We start from the raw sequence: 17,919 nt of genomic DNA, 5'->3' as shown, positions 1-17,919 counted from the left end.
CTCATCGCAGGTTGAGAAACAGCCTACTCCAGTCCAGCGCTCATTCGAACGACAGATCGCGCGAGGCGACCTCACCCTCATCGCCGTCATCGAACACCACCCGAACGCGCTCGGGCAATATGAGCCGGGCGGATCGGGCGCCGACCATCACCTTGACGGGGCTGGGCGCCACGATCGGACGCGCGTGCCCTGCCCGGCCCGTCGGCTTGGCTGGCGATGGTGCGGCGGGCACGGCTGCCGGCGCGGTGGGCGCAGGCGCGGAACCGGCATCGACCGCACCCTTGAGCGAGGCAATGAACCGGCTACCTTCGGCAAGCGTGACGCCACGCTCGCCCAGTCCTGCGACGAACCCGCGCACCTCGACCGGATGCTTGCGGGCGGCGCGGTGGAGATCGTAGAGGACGCGGATGGGGGCCTTGTCGATCGCCTCGCGCAGATAAGGCTCCATCTCGCCATAGGCTGCGTAGAGCGAGACGAACTGCTTGGACCGGCCGAGCGCCTTGGCGATCTCGGCCTGGGTCTTGCCCTGCGCCAGCATGCGCTCGACGCCAAGCGCGAGTTCACGCGACGAGAGGCTGGCGCGCTGATCATTCTCGACGATCTGATCGGCGAGGACGTCACCGCCCTCCCCCGCTTCGCTGACGATCGCCGGAATGGTCGTCTTGCCCGCCGCGAGCGATGCGCGGTAGCGCCGTTCGCCCATGCGGATGACATGTTTGCCGTCCGCATTCCTGGGGCGAACGATGATCGGCTGCAGCACGCCGCGCACCTCGATCGACGCTGCAAGCTCGGCGAGTTCCACTTCGTCGAAGTGCGTGCGCGGATTGCCGGGGTCGGGCATCACCCAGTCGAGCGGCAAGTCCTCGACGCGCCGTGCGCTCTCATGCGCGCCCACGAGCATTCCGAACTCTTCGGCGCGCTGATCGAATTTGCCCATCAGGCGCTCTCCTTCGCCCGCGCATCGACGCGCCGTTCTACTTCGGCGAGGATCGAGCGGATCTCGTCCGAGGCCGCCTTGGCGCCGCTGCCCGTTTCATGCCAGACCGCATGATGGTTCTCGGCCGAATGCTTGTAGGTCGGGCGCGCCTTCACGAAGGCCGGGAACATGAGCGCCGGGCCGACCGCCTGGGTGAGCTTGACCGCATTGTCCATGTCCCGCTTGTCGAAGGCATTGACCATCGAGGGCAGCAGCCCGAGGAAATTGACCTTGCGCCCGCCGCGCGCGCCCTCGGCCTTCTTGAGCGCGGTCAGCAGCATCTTGGCGCATTCCAGCGAATCCTCGGCGACCTGAACCGGCGCGATGACTTCGTCCGCGACCGCCATCGCGCTCAAGGTGAGCTCGTCCCATTTGGGTCCGGTGTCGATCACACAATAATCGAAGTGGTGAGGCAGCTCGCGGAAGCGGACGATAAAGTCATGCACGTCCTGCGCGGCCTTGACCATCTGGAGACGCGGATCGGCCGCGAACACGGTGATGCCGGCTGCGTCGTCCAGCGCCAGTTTTGCGTCGGGATCGAACAGGTCGGCGGAAAACCAGCCGGTCCGTTCCTTCGCGAGCCGGCGGGTCGAAGATCCCTGCGGATCGAGATCAATGAACGCGACCCGCCGCCCTGCCTGCTCGGCCAGATACCAGGCGAGATGGGTTGCAAAGAAGGTCTTGCCGACGCCGCCCTTGAGCAGGCTGATGACGATGGTCTTCACATCATGTTTCCCTGCCAGGCGCCGCGCTCAGAAATCGTCGCCACCGTTGCGAAGGTTGCGCTCATAATGGTCGCGCGCCGACCAGTCCCCGCCGCCGCTGCCGAACCGGGGGCCGACATCGCGGAACAGATAGACGGTGAAGGCGAAGCACGCGAAACCGAAGAGGATCGCGTGATCGGGATGCTGGGAAAAATATTCCGCCATGATCAGTCTCCTGTAGCAGCCGCGGGCCGGGGCTGCCGGCCGCGTTGGTCGCGAAGTTCCGCATCGGGGACATCAAGACCATAGGTTTGCTTCAGCGCGTTCATGACGAGCGCGCGGATGGTGATATTATCGTGGTCGAGCGCGAGCCTCGCGATCGCGGCGTGCATCTGCGGGGTGACCCGCAGCTGCAGAAAGGCCGAGCGCCGTTCCTCGCTCCCCTGCCCCTCCGTCACCATATGCTCTCTCTCCTCTCGCGCTGCCCGGATGATCCGCGCCCACCGTATTGAATTCAATACGGTCGCGATGAGGCGTCTCCCCGGCACGACCGGCGCAGCGCGCACCAAAGTCTGCTCGAGCAGACTTTGCCCGGCACCGCCTTCATGAGGAGGGCTGGCCCCGCCGCGCGGGGCCAGCATGGCTTAATACTCTTGCGCGAGAAGAATGGTCAGCACGCGCGTGGTGACATTCTCGTCGGTCGGATCGGGCGAGCCGAACTCCAGCGCGCGGTCATAATAGTCGATCTTCCAGTAGAGCACCGCGTCGCGGAAGGTGAACCGGCCGAAATCGCGCTCGCCATGCGGATCCACGTCGGGACCGAAGCTGTCATAGTCGCGGATGGTGCGCAGCAATTGCGCCCGGGCCTGAAAGTTGCGGAACAGGCTGACGTCGCCGATCAGGCTCTGAACGCCGATGGTCATGACCACGCGGTTATGGCCTGGCTGGGTGAGTGAGCGGCGCAGCGCGTCATTGAGCTGGGCGATGGTTGCAGTGCGATCGGGCTGCGAAGAGGTATGGCTCTGATGCTCGGGCATGCGATCTGTCCTGTGCGTTCGAAACCCCGCCGATCGGGGTCTTTCAACACGGGCCGGCGCGCCGGGGCACAGCAGGCTCGCGCACCCGTAGGGTCGCAACGGCAGTGGAGAAGCCCGGCCACGGGCTTGCGCGGGACAGCGCCTCGGCGAGACCCGGACATGGTGATGACACCCGAGCTTTGGGCGGCACACAGGAACAGGTGATTTCGCTGGACGGGCATCAGAATGCTGGACCGGACGGTGACGCGGACTATCATTGCCCGATGACCGCTGCTCTTCACATCCTCTGGCCTGTCGCGCTGCGCAGCATCGGCGCGATGCAGCGGCACAAAGTCCTGGTGCGCAGCCAATGCCGGCGGTGCGGGGCGCTGATGCGTGTCGACCTGGACGACATGGTCGCGCGCCATGGCAGCAGCGGTTCGCTCATCGACGTACAGGAGCGCTGCCGCATGGTCGCCTGTGACGGTGCGGCCTTCTATCTGGCCTCGCCCGGCTATGGCGGTCCATGGCGAACATTGCTGGGCGATCCCGGCCTCGCCGAGGGCCTCGCCAATGGCGTCGCGCCGGTCACGGCCGAGACGCTGCTTGGGCCGACCGCCCGCTAGAGCAATCGCCTTTCCAGCAAGGGATCGTTACCCGGCAGGGCCGAGACCCGGCACGGGGCTCGGGGCGTCAGCCTAGAGCCCGGTCCGGCGCAGCCGGTGCCCCGACCTCCCTCAATCCAGCGGACCGAACAATCTGGTCAGGATCAGATCGAGCGTCGCGACCTTCTCGAATTGTCCCTTGGCGATCACCCGGTGCATCGGTCTTTCGTTCTTCTTGCCCTGCGCCGTTCCCTTGGCATGGCGTGCGACCGGAAAGCCGCGAATATCGGGCAACGGCACATCGGGCGCATTGCCGAACCAGAGATAGGACAGGAGATCGAGGTCGGGTGACACCACGATCCAGATGATGCAGCCGCTCGGCTTCTCCATGAGTTTGAGGTTTGCGGTCACGCGCGGCGCCCGCCCGCCCAAGGTCACCGTCTTGAACTGGATATGCCGGGTAATCGCCTTGTAGCTCATCACCAGATCATAGCCGCCGGCATCGAACTCCGAGCGCAGCACCTCGACTCCGGTAATCCCGCGCTGCCATAGACGCCGCAGCGCCTCGCCTACAAAGACATGCTCGACAATGCGCTCGCGCAGGGTCGAGTGCAGATAATGGGCGCTGGTCTGGCTCGGCAGGTCTTCCAATGGCAACGGATCTCGAAAGGCGGCGGGGGCGGCAGCCCCCGCCTGATTGTCAGGCGAAGGGATCATATTCGTTGAGCACGGCGACGTCGCCATCGAAGTCGTCGGCGGTGATGACGGCGAACTGCGTTCCGATTGCGATGACCATCGTGGCGGCCATCAGGGTCTTCGAGAGAGTGAGTGCGCTTTTGCGGGCGGTCCCAAGATCGGTGAACATATCGAGGCTCCTTGTGGTGCCGGCGGGTTCATCCCCGCTCGACTGGCGCCCGAAGCGTCGCTCCCGTGGCCGCGATCACCTTTTGGCGGCACGGCAAAAGGCCGTAGCGTGAGCGTACGGACCCTTTACGGGTTGATCGAATAGGTCCGCGGGAGCGACCAAGGATTGCGCCTCAAAGAGCGGGGTGATCCCGTCGGCCGGCATGAGACGTCCCGCCACCGACCCCGTCGCCCAGGATGCACGCCGCGCCGGTTGCCCCTTTGTTCGTGATGGTCAGGACGGCTAGAGCGGGGCCGATGACCCTTTCCTACCGACACGCCCTCGCAGCCCTGTTGTTCGTTTGCTCCCTGTCGAGCGCGGCAGCGCTCCCCGCCGCGACCGGCAAAATCCGCTCTGTGACCGACGGCGACACCTTTCGCCTGATGAGTGGCGAGCGGATTCGGATCGCCGATATCGATGCGCCCGAGAGCCGCGCCGGCCAGGCCAAATGCGCTGCCGAGCTCGCGCGCGGCAAGGCGGCGACCCGCCAGGCGAAAGCCCTGCTCGATGGCAAGACGATCCGCTTCGAGCGGATCGGGCGCAGCTATAATCGCACTGTCGCGCGCGTCACGCTCGACGGGCGCGATCTGGCCGCAAGGCTGATCAGCATCGGCGCAGCACGGCCCTGGCTGCGCCGCCAGCCCAAGCCCGACTGGTGCCGCGCGCGATAGGCGTCACGGCGCCTATGCTCAGGTCCAGAAAGAGGAAGAAATGGACCCGCCGGAACGGGGGAACCGGCGGGTCCGTATCAGGGGCCGCATGAGCGGGGGGAAACAAGCGGCCTCGTCTTTTAGAACCGATCGACGCGCGAGCGGTTCCTCGCCTCAGCGCGGGGCCAGGCGCGCCAGCGTCGCTGCATCGGCCTCGCCGCCAAACCAGCGATCGAGCGCGGCCGTGAACAGCCCCCCGCCCCCGGCTTCGACGAACAGGGTGAGGGACGAGCGCAGCTTCAGCGCATCGATGCCACCGAACACCGCCTCGGCACTGGTGCCGGTGAGGTCCTGCAGCGCCGCCACGCAATCGCGCAGCCGGGCACCCAGCACCGGGTGCGCAAGATAGGCGCGCGCCTCGTCGAGTGATGCGATCGCGTAGCGCCGCGCCATCTCGCTCGACCCGAGACCGGCGATCTGCGGAAAGATGAACCACATCCAGTGACTGCGCTTGGCGCCGCGGCGGATCTCGCCAAGGGCCGTGTTATAGATCTGCGCCTGTGCGGCGACGAATCGGTCAAGGTCGAAAGAGGCGGTCATGATGATGCCGTCATAGCCTGCGCGCAGGCGCGCGCCGCCCGGCCGCAAAATTTTTTCTCAAAGATGAAATGCCCGCTCCCCCGCAACTTGGGCCCTCCTGTCAACAAGTCGGAACGGACCCGGTGCTTGACTCTCGATCGCAGCAGTATGAACAAAAAGAGAACATATCAAACCCCGAGTCTTTTGAATGCCATGCGTGAAGCCACCGTCCTTGATCAGCTGCGAGCGCATATTGCGCAGATCGAGGGCAAAGGCGTATGCCACGCAACCACGCCGTTCGGGATCGAGGCGATCGACGCGCGCCTGCCGGGCGGCGGTATTGCCGGCGGCGCGCTCCATGAGGTCGCGGGCAGCCCAGACCTTGCCGACGATGCAAGCGCGACGGTGTTCCTGGCCGGCATTCTCGCGCGGATGGAGGGGCCGGTGCTGTGGTGCCTGCGATGGCGCGACCTGTTTGCCCCCGCGCTCCACCTCGCGGGACTGCATCCTGACCGGGTGATCTATGTCGAGGCGGGCAGCGACACTAATGTGCTGCTCGCGATGGAGGAATGCCTGCGCCATGCCGGGATCGGCGGCGTCGTGGGCGAGATCGGCAAATACAGCACCACCGCCTCCAAGCGGCTGCAGCTCGCAGCCGAAGCGTCGGGCGTGCCGGCTTTCATCTTCCGGCGCGCGTCGAAAGTCGCGCAAGCGGCCGAGGGCACGGCGGCGATCACGCGCTGGCGGGTGACCGCGAGCCCGAGCGAGGATCTCGGCATCCCGAGCCTTGGCCGTCCGCGATGGCAGCTGGCGCTGGAGCGCGTACGCGGCGGTAATCCGCACGCATGGATTGTGGAGGGCTGCGATGCGACGGGTCGTATCGGTCTACCTGCCGCACTGGTCGACCGACCGGCTGCGGCGGGCGACAGCCAAATCGCCGCCTGAAGGGCGTTGCAGCACCACGCCCGACGGACCGCTCGTCACCGCAATTCCTGACCATGGCCGCCGGATCGTCGCGGCGGTGGATGCTGCCGCACGCGCGCTCGGCGTTATGCCCGGCATGACCGTCACCAAGGCGCGGATGCTTGCGCCCGAACTGGAGGTCATCGACGCGCTGCCCGACGCTGACATGGACGGCCTGCGGCGCCTCGCCCTGTGGGCCGGGCAGCGCTATTCGCCGATCGTGGCGCCCGACGCCCCGGACGGGCTGTGGATCGACATCACCGGCTGCGCCTCGCTCTTCGGCAGCGAAACCGCCCTGCTCAAGGATCTGCATCGCCGCATCGCGGCCTTCGGCGTCGCGGTGCATATCGCGGTCGCCGACACGGCGGGCTGCGCGCACGCGGTCGCACGGCATGTCCGCGACGGCAGGCCCGTCGTCATCGAACCGGGGCAACATCGCAGGGCGATGGAGCTGCTCCCGATCCCGGCGCTGCGGCTCGAAGCCGAAATCGTCGAGGGGCTGCGCAAGCTTGGCTTCGAGCGGGTCGAACAACTGCTCGGCGCACCCCGCGCGCCGCTCGCCAAGCGGTTTGGCCGCAGCCTGCATCGCCGTCTCGACCAGGCCATCGGACAGGTCGCCGAACCCATAGAGCCGATCTTTCCGGAACAGATGCCGCGTGCGCGGCGCGGTTTCATGGAGCCGATCGCGACGCCCGAGGCTTTCGCCCAGGTGATCGGCGATCTCGTCGCCGACATTGTCGAACAGCTTGTCCGCGCAGGACGCGGAGGCAGGCGTCTCGATTGCTATTTCCACCGTGTCGATGGCCATTGTCAGGTCATCCGCATCGGGACGGCGACGCCGAGCCGGGATGCGGGGCATCTCGCCAAATTGCTCTGCGCGAAGATCGAAACGGTTGAACCGGGTCTTGGCATCGAGGCGATGACGCTGCTGGTCTCGCTGATGGAGGCGGCCGCGCCGCGACAGGGCGAAAGCCTCGAACAGCTGGGCCGGCGCGGGCCCGATCTGGCTGCGCTGGTCGATACGCTCGCCAACCGCTTCGGCTCCAGAAACCTGCACCGGATGGCGCCTTGCCCGAGCGGCATGCCCGAACGCTCCGCGACCGGCGCGCCGGCGTTGGGTGAGGCGCGCGGCATGGGATGGGACGATGATCTGCCCCGCCCGGCGCGTATGCTGGCCAAACCAGAACCGATCGAGGTGATCGCGCTGTTGCCCGACGATGCACCGCGCATGTTCATCTGGCGCGGCAAGCGATACCGGGTGACGCAGGGCGACGGTCCGGAGCGGCTGCATGGCGAATGGTGGCGCGATGGCGGCATCGAGGGGCGACAGCCGCTCAGCGTGCGCGATTATTATCAGGTCGAGACGGTGAGTGGCGGCCGCTATTGGCTGTTCCGCGCCGGCGACGGCGAGAGCGCCGCGACCGGCCCGATGCGCTGGTTCATCCACGGCGCCTTCGCATGAGCGCGGGCAAACCGGGCTATGTCGAACTGCAGGTGACGACGCATTTCAGTTTCCTGCGCGGGGCATCGAGCCCCGAGGATCTGTTCGCGACGGCAGCGGCGATGGAGATGCCCGCGCTTGGCGTCGTCGACCGCCATTCGGTCGCCGGGATCGTGCGCGCATGGGACGCGGAGCGGCAGACCGGCGTCCGCGCGATCGTCGGCTGCCGGCTCGATCTCACCGATGGCACCGCCCTCCTCGTCTATCCCACCGACAAGGCGGCCTATGGACGCCTGTGCCGACTGCTCAGCATCGGCAAGACGCGCGCGGGCAAGGGGGCCTGCCATCTCGACTGGTCGGATGTGGCCGACTGGAACGAGGGACTGCTGGCGATGCTCGTCCCCGACCGGGCCGATGCCACGACGCAGGCCGCGCTGGCGCGCACGAAGCGGCTGTTTGGCGAGCGCACCTATATGGCGCTGTCGGTCCGGCGGCGGCCAAAGGACGCAATCCGGCTGCGCGACCTGTCGCGGATCGCCGCCGCCGCAGGCGTGCCGACGATCGCGACCAACGACGTCCTCTATCATGTGCCCGAACGCCGCCAGCTGCAGGATGTCGTCACCTGCATCCGCGAGAAATGCACGATCGACACGCTGGGCCGCACGCGCGAGCGGTTCGCCGACCGTTATCTCAAGACCGGCGCGGAGATGACGCGGCTGTTCCGGCGCTATCTCAAGGATAGCAGCCCGGTCGCGCGCAGCGTGGAATTCGCTAGGCGCTGCGCATTCAGTCTCGACGAGCTCAAATATCAATATCCCGACGAGATCCAGGTGCCCGGCCGCACCCCGCAGGAAGAACTGGAACGGCTGACCTGGGAGAAGGCGCCGATGCGCTATCCGCAAGGCGTCGACAACAAGGTGCGCCGGCAGCTCGAACATGAGCTCCAGCTCATCGGGCAACTCGATTACGCCCCCTATTTCCTGACCGTCCATGCGATCGTGGCCGAGGCCCGGCGGCGCGAGATCCTGTGCCAGGGGCGCGGGTCAGCGGCGAACAGCGCGGTCTGTTATGTCCTCGGCATCACCTCGATCGATCCGGTGCGCTCGGAATTGCTGTTCGAACGCTTCGTGTCGGCCGAGCGGCGCGAGCCGCCCGATATCGACGTCGATTTCGAACATGAGCGGCGCGAGGAGGTGATCCAGTGGATCTACGAGACCTATGGCCGAACGCGATCGGCGCTCACCGCCGTCGTGACCCGCTTCCGGGCGCGCGGCGCGGTGCGCGAAGTCGGCAAGGCGCTCGGCCTGTCGGAGGATGTGACGGCGGGTCTGGCCGGGGCGATCTGGGGCTATAGCCGCGAGGGGGTGGAGGAGAAGCACGCGCAGGAGCTCAACCTCGATTTGAGCGACACCCGCCTCGCGCTGACGCTCGACCTCGCCCGCCAACTGATCGACACCCCGCGTCATCTGTCCCAGCATCCCGGTGGCTTCGTGCTGACCCGTGACCGGCTCGACGAACTGGTGCCGATCGAACCGGCGGCGATGGACGATCGCCAGGTGATAGAATGGGATAAAGACGATATCGATCTTCTCGGCTTCATGAAGGTCGATGTGCTTGCGCTCGGCATGTTGAGCTGCATGCGCCGCGCGTTCGAGTTTCTCGAGAACGACAAGGGGCTGCGGCACGACCTCGCGACCATCCCGGCCGAGGATCCCGCGACCTATGCGATGATCCGCAGGGCCGACACATTGGGCGTCTTCCAGATCGAGTCCCGCGCGCAGATGGCCTCGATCCCGCTGATGGCGCCCAAAACCTTCTACGATCTCGTCATCCAGGTCGCGATCGTGCGGCCCGGCCCGATCCAGGGCGACATGGTCCATCCCTATCGCCGCCGTCGCAACGGCGAGGAGGAGGTGACCTATCCGACCGAGGAATTGCGCCGCGTGCTGGAAAAGACGCTCGGCGTGCCGCTCTTTCAGGAACAGGCCATGCGCGTGGCGATCGAATGCGCGGGCTTTACGGCCAGCGAGGCGGACCTGCTGCGCCGTGCGATGGCGACGTTCAAATTGACAGGCGGCGTCAGCCATTTCCGCGACAAGCTCATCAGCGGCATGGTCAGCCGGGGCTATGATCAGGAGTTCGCCGAGAAAACTTTTAAGCAAATTGAAGGCTTCGGCTCCTATGGCTTTCCCGAAAGCCATGCCGCCAGCTTCGCGCTGATCGCCTATGCCTCGTCCTGGATGAAATGCCATCATCCCGACGCCTTCTGCGCGAGCCTCCTCAATGCGCAGCCGATGGGTTTCTATGCCCCGGCGCAGATCGTGCGCGACGCGCGCGAGCATGGCGTCGAGATCCGCCCGATCGACGTCAATGCCAGTCGCTGGGATTGCACGCTTGAAGAGGGCCGCGGTCGCTACAAGGCGGTGCGGCTCGGCCTGCGCATGGCGCGCGATCTGGCCAATGCGGATGCAGCGGCGATCATCACCGCGCGGGGCGGCAGGCCCTATACCAGCATCGAGGAAATCCAGCACCGTGCCGGTGTCGGGCGCGGCGCGCTGGACCGGATTGGCGATGCCGACGGGTTCGGATCGCTCGGCGCCGACCGGCGATCGGGCCTCTGGGCGGTGAAGGGCCTCGGGAACGCGGCGCTGCCGCTGTTCGCAGCAGCGGACGAGCGGGCCGGCAAGCTGCGCGAGGAAGCGATTGAGCCCAGCGTCATCCTGGCCGAGATGGGTGAAGGCGCGGAGGTGGTCGAGGATTATCGCGCCTCAGGTCTGTCGCTGCGCGCGCATCCGGTTGCGTTCCTGCGCGACGAGCTCAAGGCGCGCCGGATGATCACCTGCGAGCAGTTGCGCACCACGCGCGACGGGCGCTGGATCGAACTGGCCGGGCTGGTGCTGGTCCGCCAGAAGCCCGGCAGCGCCAAGGGCGTGATGTTCATCACGCTCGAGGATGAGACGGATGTCGCCAATCTCGTCGTATGGACCAATGTCTTCGAGAAGAACCGCCGCACTGTCCTGGGCGCGTCGATGATGGGGGTGCGCGGTCAGGTCCAGCGCGAAGGCGAGGTGATCCATGTCATTGCGCAGCGGCTCGATGATCTGTCGGGCATGCTGGCGAGCGTCGGACGCCGCACCGACGTCGCCGATATCTACCGGGTGAGCCGTGCGGATATCGTCAGGAACCCGATGGCACCCGACCCGCGCGACCGCGAGCAGCGGCCGCTCGGTCGAGACCCTCGCGACATCTATATCCCCGATCTGCGGTTAGGATCGGGTATCATCCCGGGCCAGCCAACCGAGGGCATCAAGATCAAGCCGCGAGACTTCCGCTGATGGCCGGTAGCCGAACGTCCGGCAAAAAAGCCGGGTTTCGAGGATAATTGCCGCTCACGCGGCGTCGGTTGCCGACCAAGATGCGTCGTTCGCCGGTCGCGCTTTCAACGACAGCTTCTGCCAAAACCTGCCGCTCGGTCGCCGTGAAACCGTCTGGCAGCAATGCGCCCTAAATTCGGACGTTCGGCCTTGTAGCCGACGATCCCGAAAGCCGCCATTCGTTTCGCCAGCGCTCAACTGGTTCAGACCCGACATTGCGCTCACGGCCCAACAGGCGTGGCCACCATTATTTTCGGAGTGCAGCAATCAGGGCGTCCCGAGCCATGGCCACGCGCGGGTGTCGCAGCGATGAGCGTGCCCAGACGAGGTAGTAAGCGTTGCGCGGCACCGTGACCGGGGCAGGTATCTCGATCAGCGTGCAGGCAGCGCGTTCGCTGCGGGTGAGATAGCCAGGCATCACCGTCCAGCCGAGACCCGCGCACAATCCCGACCGTAGCACCCTCAGATCGGGCGCGGTCAACGCGGGCTGGCTCGTCAGCTCGATCTGGTTTGCATGGAGCCAGGTACGCAGCAGCGGTCGGTCGAGGTCGTACGCGAGGTGGGCCGTCCGGTTGAGCCCGTCGGCAAGCGGCAATTCGGCAATCCGCATGGCAACGGCGGGCGAGGCTACGGCGCGCAGGTGCTCTTCGCCCAGCGGATGAAAGGCCAACCGCGGATCTTCGGGCTGCGAGGCGGTGACGGCTAGGTGCACCTTGTCTTCGAGCAGCAAGGCATAGAGCGCCTCGCGCCCGCCGATATGCAGGCGCAGGTCTAGCCCCGCATCCAGCAGCGGCGCCAGTCGGGGCGCGATCATCTCTCCCAGTAGGTCCGACGGCGCGGCGATGTGGACCGTGCCCGAGATGCGCGACGATCGGGCCCGCGCGCTGGCCAGTGCCGATTCCGCCGTGTCGAGGCTGCTTCCGATCGAAGCCGCGAGATCGTCGGCAATCGCTGTTGGTCGAACACCCCGCGAATGACGATCGAACAAGGGACGGCCCAATTGCGCCTCGAGCGATGCGATGTGCTGCGACGCAGCCGGTTGGGTGATGCCGATTGCCCGGGCCGCCTCGCTCAGTGAACGACGGCGGTAGACTTCGACGAAGGTGCGCAACTGCAGGAGGGACATTCCGGTTCCATAACCGGATTTATGGCCGTCCGCCATTCCCGCTGGATTTCATGATGCCGTTCCCTGCGTATCTAAGCCGCCGAAAGGAACGATCGAAGCAAAATCGCCGCCAATTGCTCCAAGCCCTCACCGCTGTCCTGGTGGCGGGCGCGGCGCCGGCGGGTGCGTTTGCTCGTGTTTCCGACATCACTAGAAAAGGACAACTGACGATGACCCGCATTCTCATGGTGGCCACCTCCGCCGACCGCATGACTCCCGGCACCGAACCGACGGGCGTCTGGCTCGAGGAACTTACCACCCCGTACTACGCGTTCCGCGATGCGGGCGCCGAGGTTACGCTGGCCTCGATCAAGGGTGGCGCCATCCCCGTCGACCAGCGTAGCGTCAACGCCGACGGCGAGAACGACGCTTCGGTCGAGCGCTATCTGAAGGACGAGGCCCTGAAGGGCGAGGTTGCCAGCACCCTTGTATTCACAAGCATCGATCCCGCCGGCTACGACGCGCTGTTCCTGCCGGGCGGCCACGGCACCATGTTCGATTACCCCGTCAGTGACGAACTGGCCCGCCTGGTCGAACGCTTCGACCGCGAAGGCAAGATCGTCGCCGCCGTCTGCCATGGACCGGCAGGGCTGGTCTCGGCGAAGAAGGCCGATGGCACGCCCTTCGTCGCCGGCCGCCGTGTCGCGGGCTTCACGGACAGCGAGGAACGCGCGGTCGGTCTCGATCAGGCGGTGCCGTTCCTCCTCGAAACGCGTCTCAAGGAACTCGGCGGCAAGCACGAGGGCGGCCCCGATTTTGCCCCCTTCGCCCTGCGCGACGGCAATCTGGTGACCGGCCAGAACCCCGCCAGCGCTACCCTCACCGCAGAGCTCGTGATGGAAGCCCTCAAGGACAAGGTCGCCTGATCATGCGCTATCTCCACACCATGCTGCGCGTCGCCGATCCCGAGGCAGCGATCCGGTTCTTCACGCTGCTGGGTCTTAAGGAGACCCGGCGCATGGAGAACCAGGCCGGGCGTTACACGCTGATCTACCTTGCCGCCGACGAGGATTTCCGCGGCGACGGCGAGCAGGGCGATGCCGAGGTCGAACTGACGTACAACTGGCCGCCCGAGGACGGCAGCGCTACCGAGACTTACACGGGGGGCAGAAACTTCGGCCATCTCGCCTACGGGGTCGACGACATCTACGAGACGTGCGCGCGGCTGCAAGCGGGCGGCGTGACGATCAATCGCCCCCCGCGCGACGGATACATGGCGTTCGTCCGCTCGCCGGACGGGATCTCGATCGAACTGCTCCAAAAAGGCGAACACATGGCCCCGGCCGAACCCTGGGCCTCCATGCCCAACACGGGCGCATGGTGATGGCGCGCCTGTTCGAACCGCTCGAGGTCGCGGGGCTGCGGCTTGCCAACCGCATCGTTATCGCGCCGATGTGCCAGTATTCTGCCGAGGACGGCGCGATGACCGATTGGCACCGGATGCATCTCGGCCAGTTGGCGCTGTCGGGCGCGGGCGCGCTGACGATAGAGGCGACCGCTGTCAGCCCCGAAGGTCGCATCACCTACGGTGACGTCGGCCTGTACGATGACCGTACCGAAGCGGCGATGCGAAGCGTGCTAGAAAGCGTCCGTCAGTGGTCGGACATGCCGCTCGTCATCCAGCTGGCCCATGCCGGCCGCAAGGCGAGCAGCGCCAAGCCGTGGCACGGCGGAGCGCAGCTTCCCCCCGATACGGAGAATGGCTGGCAGACCGTGGCACCCAGCGCCATTCCCTTCGCTCCGGACGACCATCCCCCTGTCGAACTGGACAAGTCAGGGCTTGCCCGCATCCGGGAGGCGTTCGCGGATGCCGCCCGGCGCGCCGGCAGGCTCGGCATCGAAGCCGTCCAGATCCACGCCGCGCATGGCTATCTGCTTCACGAGTTTCTTTCGCCGATCTCCAACCGGCGCGGCGACGAATACGGCGGCAGCCTCGACAACCGGATGCGGTTCCCGCTGGAAGTGTTCGATGCCGTGCGCGAATCGTTTCCGGCCGACCGCCCGGTGACCGTTCGCGTTTCCGGGACTGACTGGGTTGAAGGCGGCTGGACAGCGGAAGAAACCGCAAGGTTTGCGCAGGAACTGAAGCGGCGCGGTTGCGCGGCGATCCACGTCTCCGGCGGCGGGCTCGACCCGCGCCAGCAGATCCCGGTCGGCCCCGGCTATCAGGTACCGCTGGCCCGCACGGTCAAGGACGCGGTCGCTATGCCTGTAATCGCTGTCGGCTTGATCACCGATCCGCACCAGGCGGAGCGCATCCTAGAAGACGGGCATGCCGACGCCATAGCGATTGCCCGCGCTGCGCTGTGGGATCCGCGTTGGCCCTGGCACGCCGCCGCCGCGCTTGGTGCATCGGTCAAGGCGCCCCCGCAATATTTCCGGTCCGAGCCTCACGAAGTGGGCCGCATTCTCAAGGAAATGACGCCATGAAAATCTCCGTCAAACTGCTTCTGGCCGCTGGCGCTGCCCTCTCGCTTGCCGCCTGCGCGACGACCCGGGAGGGTGCATCCGCGCCCCGGATCGAACAGGTCGCGACCTTCGATGGCGCGATGCCGACTGGCGTGACCGTCGCCCCCAACGGGCGCATCTTCGTCAACTTCCCGCAATGGGGCGACAACGCGCCGTTCACGGTTGCCGAGCTGGTCGACGGCAAGGCGGTGCCTTATCCCGACGCCGCGACCAACCGGCCCGATCCGGCCGACCCGGCGGGGCATTTCATCTCGGTGCAGAGCGTGGTGGCAGACGGCGCCGATCGCCTGTGGGTGCTCGACACGGCGGCGCCCAAATTCTCTCAACCACGGGCCGGCGGTGCAAAGCTGGTGGCGATCGATCTTGCGACCAACCGGGTGGTGAAGACGATCGTCCTGCCGCCCAGCGTGGTGCTGCCCACGACCTACCTCAACGATGTGCGCTTCGATCTGCGTCAGGGCGCCGAGGGCGTCGCCTACATCACCGACAGCAGCAACGACGGCGTCGGCGGCATCATCGTCGTCGATATCGCCAGCGGGCGTGCGATCCGGCGCCTGTCGAACCATGCGACGACCAACCCCGAGCCCGGCTTCACCCCGGTCGTCGACGGCGCGGTGCTCATGAACCGCCCGGCCGACGGCCCCGCGACGCCGGTCACGATCGCAAGCGACGCGATTGCGCTCAGCGCCGACGGCAGCCTGCTGTATTACGGGCCACTGTCGGGCCGCACGCTGCACGCGGTGCCCACGGCGATGCTGCGCGATCCCGCGGTGTCCGAGGAGGCGTTAGGCCGCGCGGTCCGCAGCCTGGGGCGCAAAGGCGCCTCGGACGGGATAGCCGAGGACGACAAGGACCGCGTGTTCGCCGGCGATTACGAGAACAACGCGATCCGCGTGCTCGACCAGGGCCGCTGGACGACGGTGGTCAGCGACCCGCGCATCAGCTGGCCCGACACGCTATCGATCGGCACCGACGGCTACCTCTACTTCACCGCCAACCAGCTCCACCGCCAGCCCGGCTTCCACGGCGGGCGGGACCTGCGCCGCAAGCCCTACGAGCTGCTCCGCATCAAGGTCGGCGCCGCTCCCGTCCTGTTGCGCTCGCGGTGAACCCATCAGGCCGGGCGGGCTCGCGCGGGACCGCGATCCGGCGAAAAATCAACAACTGACTTGAAGGAACACAATCATGACCAAGGGTATCGAAGGCAAGGTAATTCTCATTACCGGCGGCAGCAGCGGCATCGGCGCGGAAACTGCGCGTCTTCTCGCTGACCGCGGCGCCAAAGTGGCCATCGCCGCGCGGCGCAAGGACAGGCTCGACGAGGTCGTCGCGGACATTGCCGCAACGGGCGGAACGGCACGCGCCTATGCGCTCGACGTCACCGACAAGTCGGCGGTCCAGTCCGTCGTCGCCGCAATCATTGCCGACTTCGGCCGCCTCGACGTGCTGATCAACAACGCCGGGCTGATGCCGATCCGTCCGATGGCCGAGGTCAACACCGACGAGTGGGACCAGATGATCGACGTCAATCTGAAGGGTACGCTCTACGGCATCGCGGCGGCCCTTCCCGGTTTTCTCGAGCAGGGCAGCGGTCACATCATCAACTTAAGCTCGGTTGCGGGCATCAAGGTCTTCGCACCGGGCGGCACGGTCTATTCCGGCACCAAGTTCGCCGTCAGCGCGATCAGCGAGGGCTTGCGCCACGAGGTGGGGGAAAAGGTCCGGGTCACGTCAATCGAGCCTGGAGCTGTCGAAAGCGATTTGAAGTTCACGACCTCTGGCGCGGCCGCCGAGACGGTGCTGGACTTCTACAAGCAGGCCATCCCGGCGGCATCGGTGGCGCGTGCTATCGCGTTCGCTGTCGAACAACCTGATGACGTCGATGTCAACGCGATCGTCATCAGGCCGACTGCACAGGAGTTCTGATTTCGACGAGGAGGCGGGGCCGCGTGTGCTCCGCCTCGTGGGGAACGTACCGGCCCGCTCGTCCGTTACTTTGCCGAAGAATAGCTGAGCGTTCAACTTGAGGAGTGATTTATGCCCAAACTTGCCCTGTATGTACCACTGAAGGCCAAGCCCGGAAAAGAGCGCGATGTCGCCGATTTCCTGACCTCGGCATTGCCGCTCGTTCAAGCTGAGCCGGGCACTCTGACCTGGTATGCGATCGAGGAAGGTCCCGGTGCGTACGCGATCTTCGATACGTTCGACACGGAGGAGGATCGGCAGGCCCATCTTGACGGCAAGGTTGCCGCCGCACTGATGGACAAGGCAGAAGAACTGTTTTCTGAACCGCCGCAGATTCACAAGTTCACCCTGCTGGCCGCGAAATAGCCGAGCGGTCGGCACCCTAGCGCGTCGCTCTCATCGCCCGCGTGGGGGGCCCGGGCGCGGCGGCGTGCGTTGAGCGGCTTTCCCCGAACCGGCCACGGAGATACTCCATGCGCACCACCCAGACGCTCGACCTGAACGACGCGCGGACGATCATCGATTTGGGGATCGCGGAGGCCGAGCGGACAGGCAACCCGATGAACATCGCGGTGGTGGACGCGGGCGGCTGCCTCCTAGCGTTCGCGCGGATGGACGATTCGTGGCGCGGCAGCGTCGACATCGCGATCGGCAAGGCGTGGGCGGCGCGCGCGTTCGACGTCGAGACCAAGGCGCTGGCGAAGCTCGCCCAGCCGGGCGCCGACTTCTACGGCATCCATGCCTCAAACGACGGCAAGGTGATGATCTTCGCCGGGGGCGTGCCGATCAAGGAGGGCGAGACGGTGATCGGCGCGGTGGGCGTGTCGGGCGGCACCGGCAAGGAGGACGAGAGCGTGGCCGAGGCAGCGGCGCAGGCGTTCGCGCGCGGCTGAGCCTTGGAGCGCGGAGCTGGGCGCGGCGGTGCCCGCTTAGTCGAAGGCGGTTCAGTCGACGGCGGCGGGCGCGCCTCCCGCGCGGCGCGGGTCGCCTCCGTTTAGAGCGTTATTCGGCCATTCTGGCCCAGTTATTCAGAAAACCGCCGTGAATCGATCCCAGGATAGCCCACGGGAAGGAACCTCTCAGGTAGCACAAGGTTCAGGAAACTGAG

General features: G+C 66.4%; 21 protein-coding genes. 12 read left to right on the top strand and 9 right to left on the bottom strand.

Annotation, left to right across the window (positions count from 1 at the left end; translation table 11 throughout):
• Nucleotides 1-40 precede the first annotated feature (40 nt).
• The 5 genes from A7Q26_RS07605 to A7Q26_RS07590 are packed head-to-tail and all read right to left on the bottom strand — an operon-like array spanning nt 41 to nt 2,717.
• Nucleotides 41-937: a ParB/RepB/Spo0J family partition protein gene (locus A7Q26_RS07605; protein ID WP_004212789.1), complete on the bottom strand. Its 897-nt coding sequence runs from the start codon at nt 935-937 to the stop codon at nt 41-43.
• Nucleotides 937-1,701, bottom strand: coding sequence for a ParA family protein (locus A7Q26_RS07600; protein WP_004212790.1), 765 nt, complete (start codon nt 1,699-1,701; stop codon nt 937-939). Before A7Q26_RS07600 ends, A7Q26_RS07605 begins: the two co-directional genes overlap by 1 nt.
• A 27-nt stretch (nt 1,702-1,728) precedes the next feature.
• Entirely contained in the window at nt 1,729-1,905 is a 177-nt protein-coding gene (locus A7Q26_RS25535) for a hypothetical protein (protein ID WP_004212791.1), read from the bottom strand.
• A 2-nt stretch (nt 1,906-1,907) separates the two neighbouring features.
• Nucleotides 1,908-2,321, bottom strand: a complete 414-nt coding sequence (locus tag A7Q26_RS25105; RefSeq protein ID WP_137405251.1) for a hypothetical protein — start codon at nt 2,319-2,321, stop codon at nt 1,908-1,910.
• A 3-nt stretch (nt 2,322-2,324) separates the two neighbouring features.
• Nucleotides 2,325-2,717 carry a DUF3768 domain-containing protein gene (locus A7Q26_RS07590; RefSeq protein WP_004212795.1) on the bottom strand — a complete coding sequence of 131 codons (393 nt, stop codon included), beginning with the start codon at nt 2,715-2,717 and terminating at the stop codon, nt 2,325-2,327.
• Nucleotides 2,718-2,896: 179 nt separating this feature from the next.
• Here A7Q26_RS07590 and A7Q26_RS07585 point away from each other — a divergent pair, with 179 nt between their 5' ends.
• Nucleotides 2,897-3,322, top strand: a complete 426-nt coding sequence (locus tag A7Q26_RS07585; RefSeq protein ID WP_230588558.1) for a hypothetical protein — start codon at nt 2,897-2,899, stop codon at nt 3,320-3,322.
• A 111-nt stretch (nt 3,323-3,433) separates the two neighbouring features.
• Here A7Q26_RS07585 and A7Q26_RS07580 read toward each other — a convergent pair whose 3' ends face one another.
• Nucleotides 3,434-4,018, bottom strand: a complete 585-nt coding sequence (locus A7Q26_RS07580) for a hypothetical protein (protein WP_230588557.1) — start codon at nt 4,016-4,018, stop codon at nt 3,434-3,436.
• Nucleotides 4,002-4,166, bottom strand: coding sequence for a hypothetical protein (locus tag A7Q26_RS25530; protein WP_004212805.1), 165 nt, complete (start codon nt 4,164-4,166; stop codon nt 4,002-4,004). The genes A7Q26_RS07580 and A7Q26_RS25530 overlap by 17 nt, the downstream gene beginning before the upstream one ends.
• Before the next feature lie 296 nt (nt 4,167-4,462).
• Here A7Q26_RS25530 and A7Q26_RS07575 point away from each other — a divergent pair, with 296 nt between their 5' ends.
• On the top strand, nt 4,463-4,876 hold the full coding sequence (locus A7Q26_RS07575; RefSeq protein ID WP_004212806.1) for a thermonuclease family protein: 414 nt from the start codon (nt 4,463-4,465) through the stop codon (nt 4,874-4,876).
• Nucleotides 4,877-5,029: 153 nt separating this feature from the next.
• On the opposite strand, the gene A7Q26_RS07570 is transcribed toward A7Q26_RS07575, so the two are convergent.
• Complete coding sequence (locus A7Q26_RS07570) at nt 5,030-5,455, bottom strand: DUF1810 domain-containing protein (protein ID WP_037509379.1); 426 nt, start codon at nt 5,453-5,455, stop codon at nt 5,030-5,032.
• Between the two features lie 192 nt (nt 5,456-5,647).
• Here A7Q26_RS07570 and A7Q26_RS07565 point away from each other — a divergent pair, with 192 nt between their 5' ends.
• The 3 genes from A7Q26_RS07565 to A7Q26_RS07555 are packed head-to-tail and all read left to right on the top strand — an operon-like array spanning nt 5,648 to nt 11,173.
• Nucleotides 5,648-6,379, top strand: coding sequence for an ImuA family protein (locus tag A7Q26_RS07565; protein WP_004212811.1), 732 nt, complete (start codon nt 5,648-5,650; stop codon nt 6,377-6,379).
• Nucleotides 6,300-7,859: a DUF6504 family protein gene (locus A7Q26_RS07560; protein ID WP_066858781.1), complete on the top strand. Its 1,560-nt coding sequence runs from the start codon at nt 6,300-6,302 to the stop codon at nt 7,857-7,859. The genes A7Q26_RS07565 and A7Q26_RS07560 overlap by 80 nt, the downstream gene beginning before the upstream one ends.
• Complete coding sequence (locus tag A7Q26_RS07555; RefSeq protein ID WP_066858779.1) at nt 7,856-11,173, top strand: error-prone DNA polymerase; 3,318 nt, start codon at nt 7,856-7,858, stop codon at nt 11,171-11,173. Before A7Q26_RS07560 ends, A7Q26_RS07555 begins: the two co-directional genes overlap by 4 nt.
• A 286-nt stretch (nt 11,174-11,459) precedes the next feature.
• Here the strand turns inward: A7Q26_RS07555 and A7Q26_RS07550 are convergent, their stop codons facing one another.
• Nucleotides 11,460-12,338, bottom strand: coding sequence for a LysR family transcriptional regulator (locus tag A7Q26_RS07550; protein WP_031297874.1), 879 nt, complete (start codon nt 12,336-12,338; stop codon nt 11,460-11,462).
• A gap of 209 nt (nt 12,339-12,547) precedes the next feature.
• Here A7Q26_RS07550 and A7Q26_RS07545 point away from each other — a divergent pair, with 209 nt between their 5' ends.
• From A7Q26_RS07545 to A7Q26_RS07515, 7 genes are all read left to right on the top strand, one after another.
• Complete coding sequence (locus A7Q26_RS07545) at nt 12,548-13,243, top strand: type 1 glutamine amidotransferase domain-containing protein (protein WP_009823877.1); 696 nt, start codon at nt 12,548-12,550, stop codon at nt 13,241-13,243.
• Complete coding sequence (locus A7Q26_RS07540) at nt 13,243-13,701, top strand: VOC family protein (protein ID WP_031297871.1); 459 nt, start codon at nt 13,243-13,245, stop codon at nt 13,699-13,701. The genes A7Q26_RS07545 and A7Q26_RS07540 overlap by 1 nt, the downstream gene beginning before the upstream one ends.
• Complete coding sequence (locus tag A7Q26_RS07535; protein ID WP_152528027.1) at nt 13,701-14,807, top strand: NADH:flavin oxidoreductase/NADH oxidase; 1,107 nt, start codon at nt 13,701-13,703, stop codon at nt 14,805-14,807. The genes A7Q26_RS07540 and A7Q26_RS07535 overlap by 1 nt, the downstream gene beginning before the upstream one ends.
• Nucleotides 14,804-15,955, top strand: a complete 1,152-nt coding sequence (locus A7Q26_RS07530; protein ID WP_009823880.1) for an L-dopachrome tautomerase-related protein — start codon at nt 14,804-14,806, stop codon at nt 15,953-15,955. Before A7Q26_RS07535 ends, A7Q26_RS07530 begins: the two co-directional genes overlap by 4 nt.
• A 76-nt stretch (nt 15,956-16,031) precedes the next feature.
• Nucleotides 16,032-16,772: an SDR family oxidoreductase gene (locus tag A7Q26_RS07525; RefSeq protein WP_021225596.1), complete on the top strand. Its 741-nt coding sequence runs from the start codon at nt 16,032-16,034 to the stop codon at nt 16,770-16,772.
• 111 nt (nt 16,773-16,883) lie between these two features.
• A complete protein-coding gene (locus A7Q26_RS07520) occupies nt 16,884-17,177 on the top strand; it encodes a putative quinol monooxygenase (RefSeq protein ID WP_009823882.1) in 294 nt (97 codons plus the stop codon).
• Between the two features lie 107 nt (nt 17,178-17,284).
• Nucleotides 17,285-17,704, top strand: coding sequence for a GlcG/HbpS family heme-binding protein (locus A7Q26_RS07515; RefSeq protein ID WP_021225595.1), 420 nt, complete (start codon nt 17,285-17,287; stop codon nt 17,702-17,704).
• Nucleotides 17,705-17,919 lie beyond the last annotated feature (215 nt).

It is taken from the genome of Sphingobium sp. TCM1 (assembly GCF_001650725.1).
GTDB lineage: Bacteria > Pseudomonadota > Alphaproteobacteria > Sphingomonadales > Sphingomonadaceae > Sphingobium.
This window is presented reverse-complemented; position numbering and strand designations above follow the sequence as displayed.

Bases quoted from the DNA above. Each gene is read 5' to 3' on its own strand.
- A7Q26_RS07605 (WP_004212789.1), bottom strand. From the start codon at position 937: ATGGGCAAATTCGATCAGCGCGCCGAAGAGTTCGGAATGCTCGTGGGC.
- A7Q26_RS25535 (WP_004212791.1), bottom strand. From the start codon at position 1,905: ATGGCGGAATATTTTTCCCAGCATCCCGATCACGCGATCCTCTTCGGT.
- A7Q26_RS25105 (WP_137405251.1), bottom strand. From the start codon at position 2,321: ATGCTGGCCCCGCGCGGCGGGGCCAGCCCTCCTCATGAAGGCGGTGCC.
- A7Q26_RS07590 (WP_004212795.1), bottom strand. From the start codon at position 2,717: ATGCCCGAGCATCAGAGCCATACCTCTTCGCAGCCCGATCGCACTGCA.
- A7Q26_RS07580 (WP_230588557.1), bottom strand. From the start codon at position 4,018: ATGATCCCTTCGCCTGACAATCAGGCGGGGGCTGCCGCCCCCGCCGCC.
- A7Q26_RS25530 (WP_004212805.1), bottom strand. From the start codon at position 4,166: ATGTTCACCGATCTTGGGACCGCCCGCAAAAGCGCACTCACTCTCTCG.
- A7Q26_RS07575 (WP_004212806.1), top strand. From the start codon at position 4,463: ATGACCCTTTCCTACCGACACGCCCTCGCAGCCCTGTTGTTCGTTTGC.
- A7Q26_RS07570 (WP_037509379.1), bottom strand. From the start codon at position 5,455: ATGACCGCCTCTTTCGACCTTGACCGATTCGTCGCCGCACAGGCGCAG.
- A7Q26_RS07565 (WP_004212811.1), top strand. From the start codon at position 5,648: ATGCGTGAAGCCACCGTCCTTGATCAGCTGCGAGCGCATATTGCGCAG.
- A7Q26_RS07560 (WP_066858781.1), top strand. From the start codon at position 6,300: ATGCGACGGGTCGTATCGGTCTACCTGCCGCACTGGTCGACCGACCGG.
- A7Q26_RS07555 (WP_066858779.1), top strand. From the start codon at position 7,856: ATGAGCGCGGGCAAACCGGGCTATGTCGAACTGCAGGTGACGACGCAT.
- A7Q26_RS07550 (WP_031297874.1), bottom strand. From the start codon at position 12,338: ATGTCCCTCCTGCAGTTGCGCACCTTCGTCGAAGTCTACCGCCGTCGT.
- A7Q26_RS07545 (WP_009823877.1), top strand. From the start codon at position 12,548: ATGACCCGCATTCTCATGGTGGCCACCTCCGCCGACCGCATGACTCCC.
- A7Q26_RS07535 (WP_152528027.1), top strand. From the start codon at position 13,701: ATGGCGCGCCTGTTCGAACCGCTCGAGGTCGCGGGGCTGCGGCTTGCC.
- A7Q26_RS07530 (WP_009823880.1), top strand. From the start codon at position 14,804: ATGAAAATCTCCGTCAAACTGCTTCTGGCCGCTGGCGCTGCCCTCTCG.
- A7Q26_RS07525 (WP_021225596.1), top strand. From the start codon at position 16,032: ATGACCAAGGGTATCGAAGGCAAGGTAATTCTCATTACCGGCGGCAGC.
- A7Q26_RS07520 (WP_009823882.1), top strand. From the start codon at position 16,884: ATGCCCAAACTTGCCCTGTATGTACCACTGAAGGCCAAGCCCGGAAAA.
- A7Q26_RS07515 (WP_021225595.1), top strand. From the start codon at position 17,285: ATGCGCACCACCCAGACGCTCGACCTGAACGACGCGCGGACGATCATC.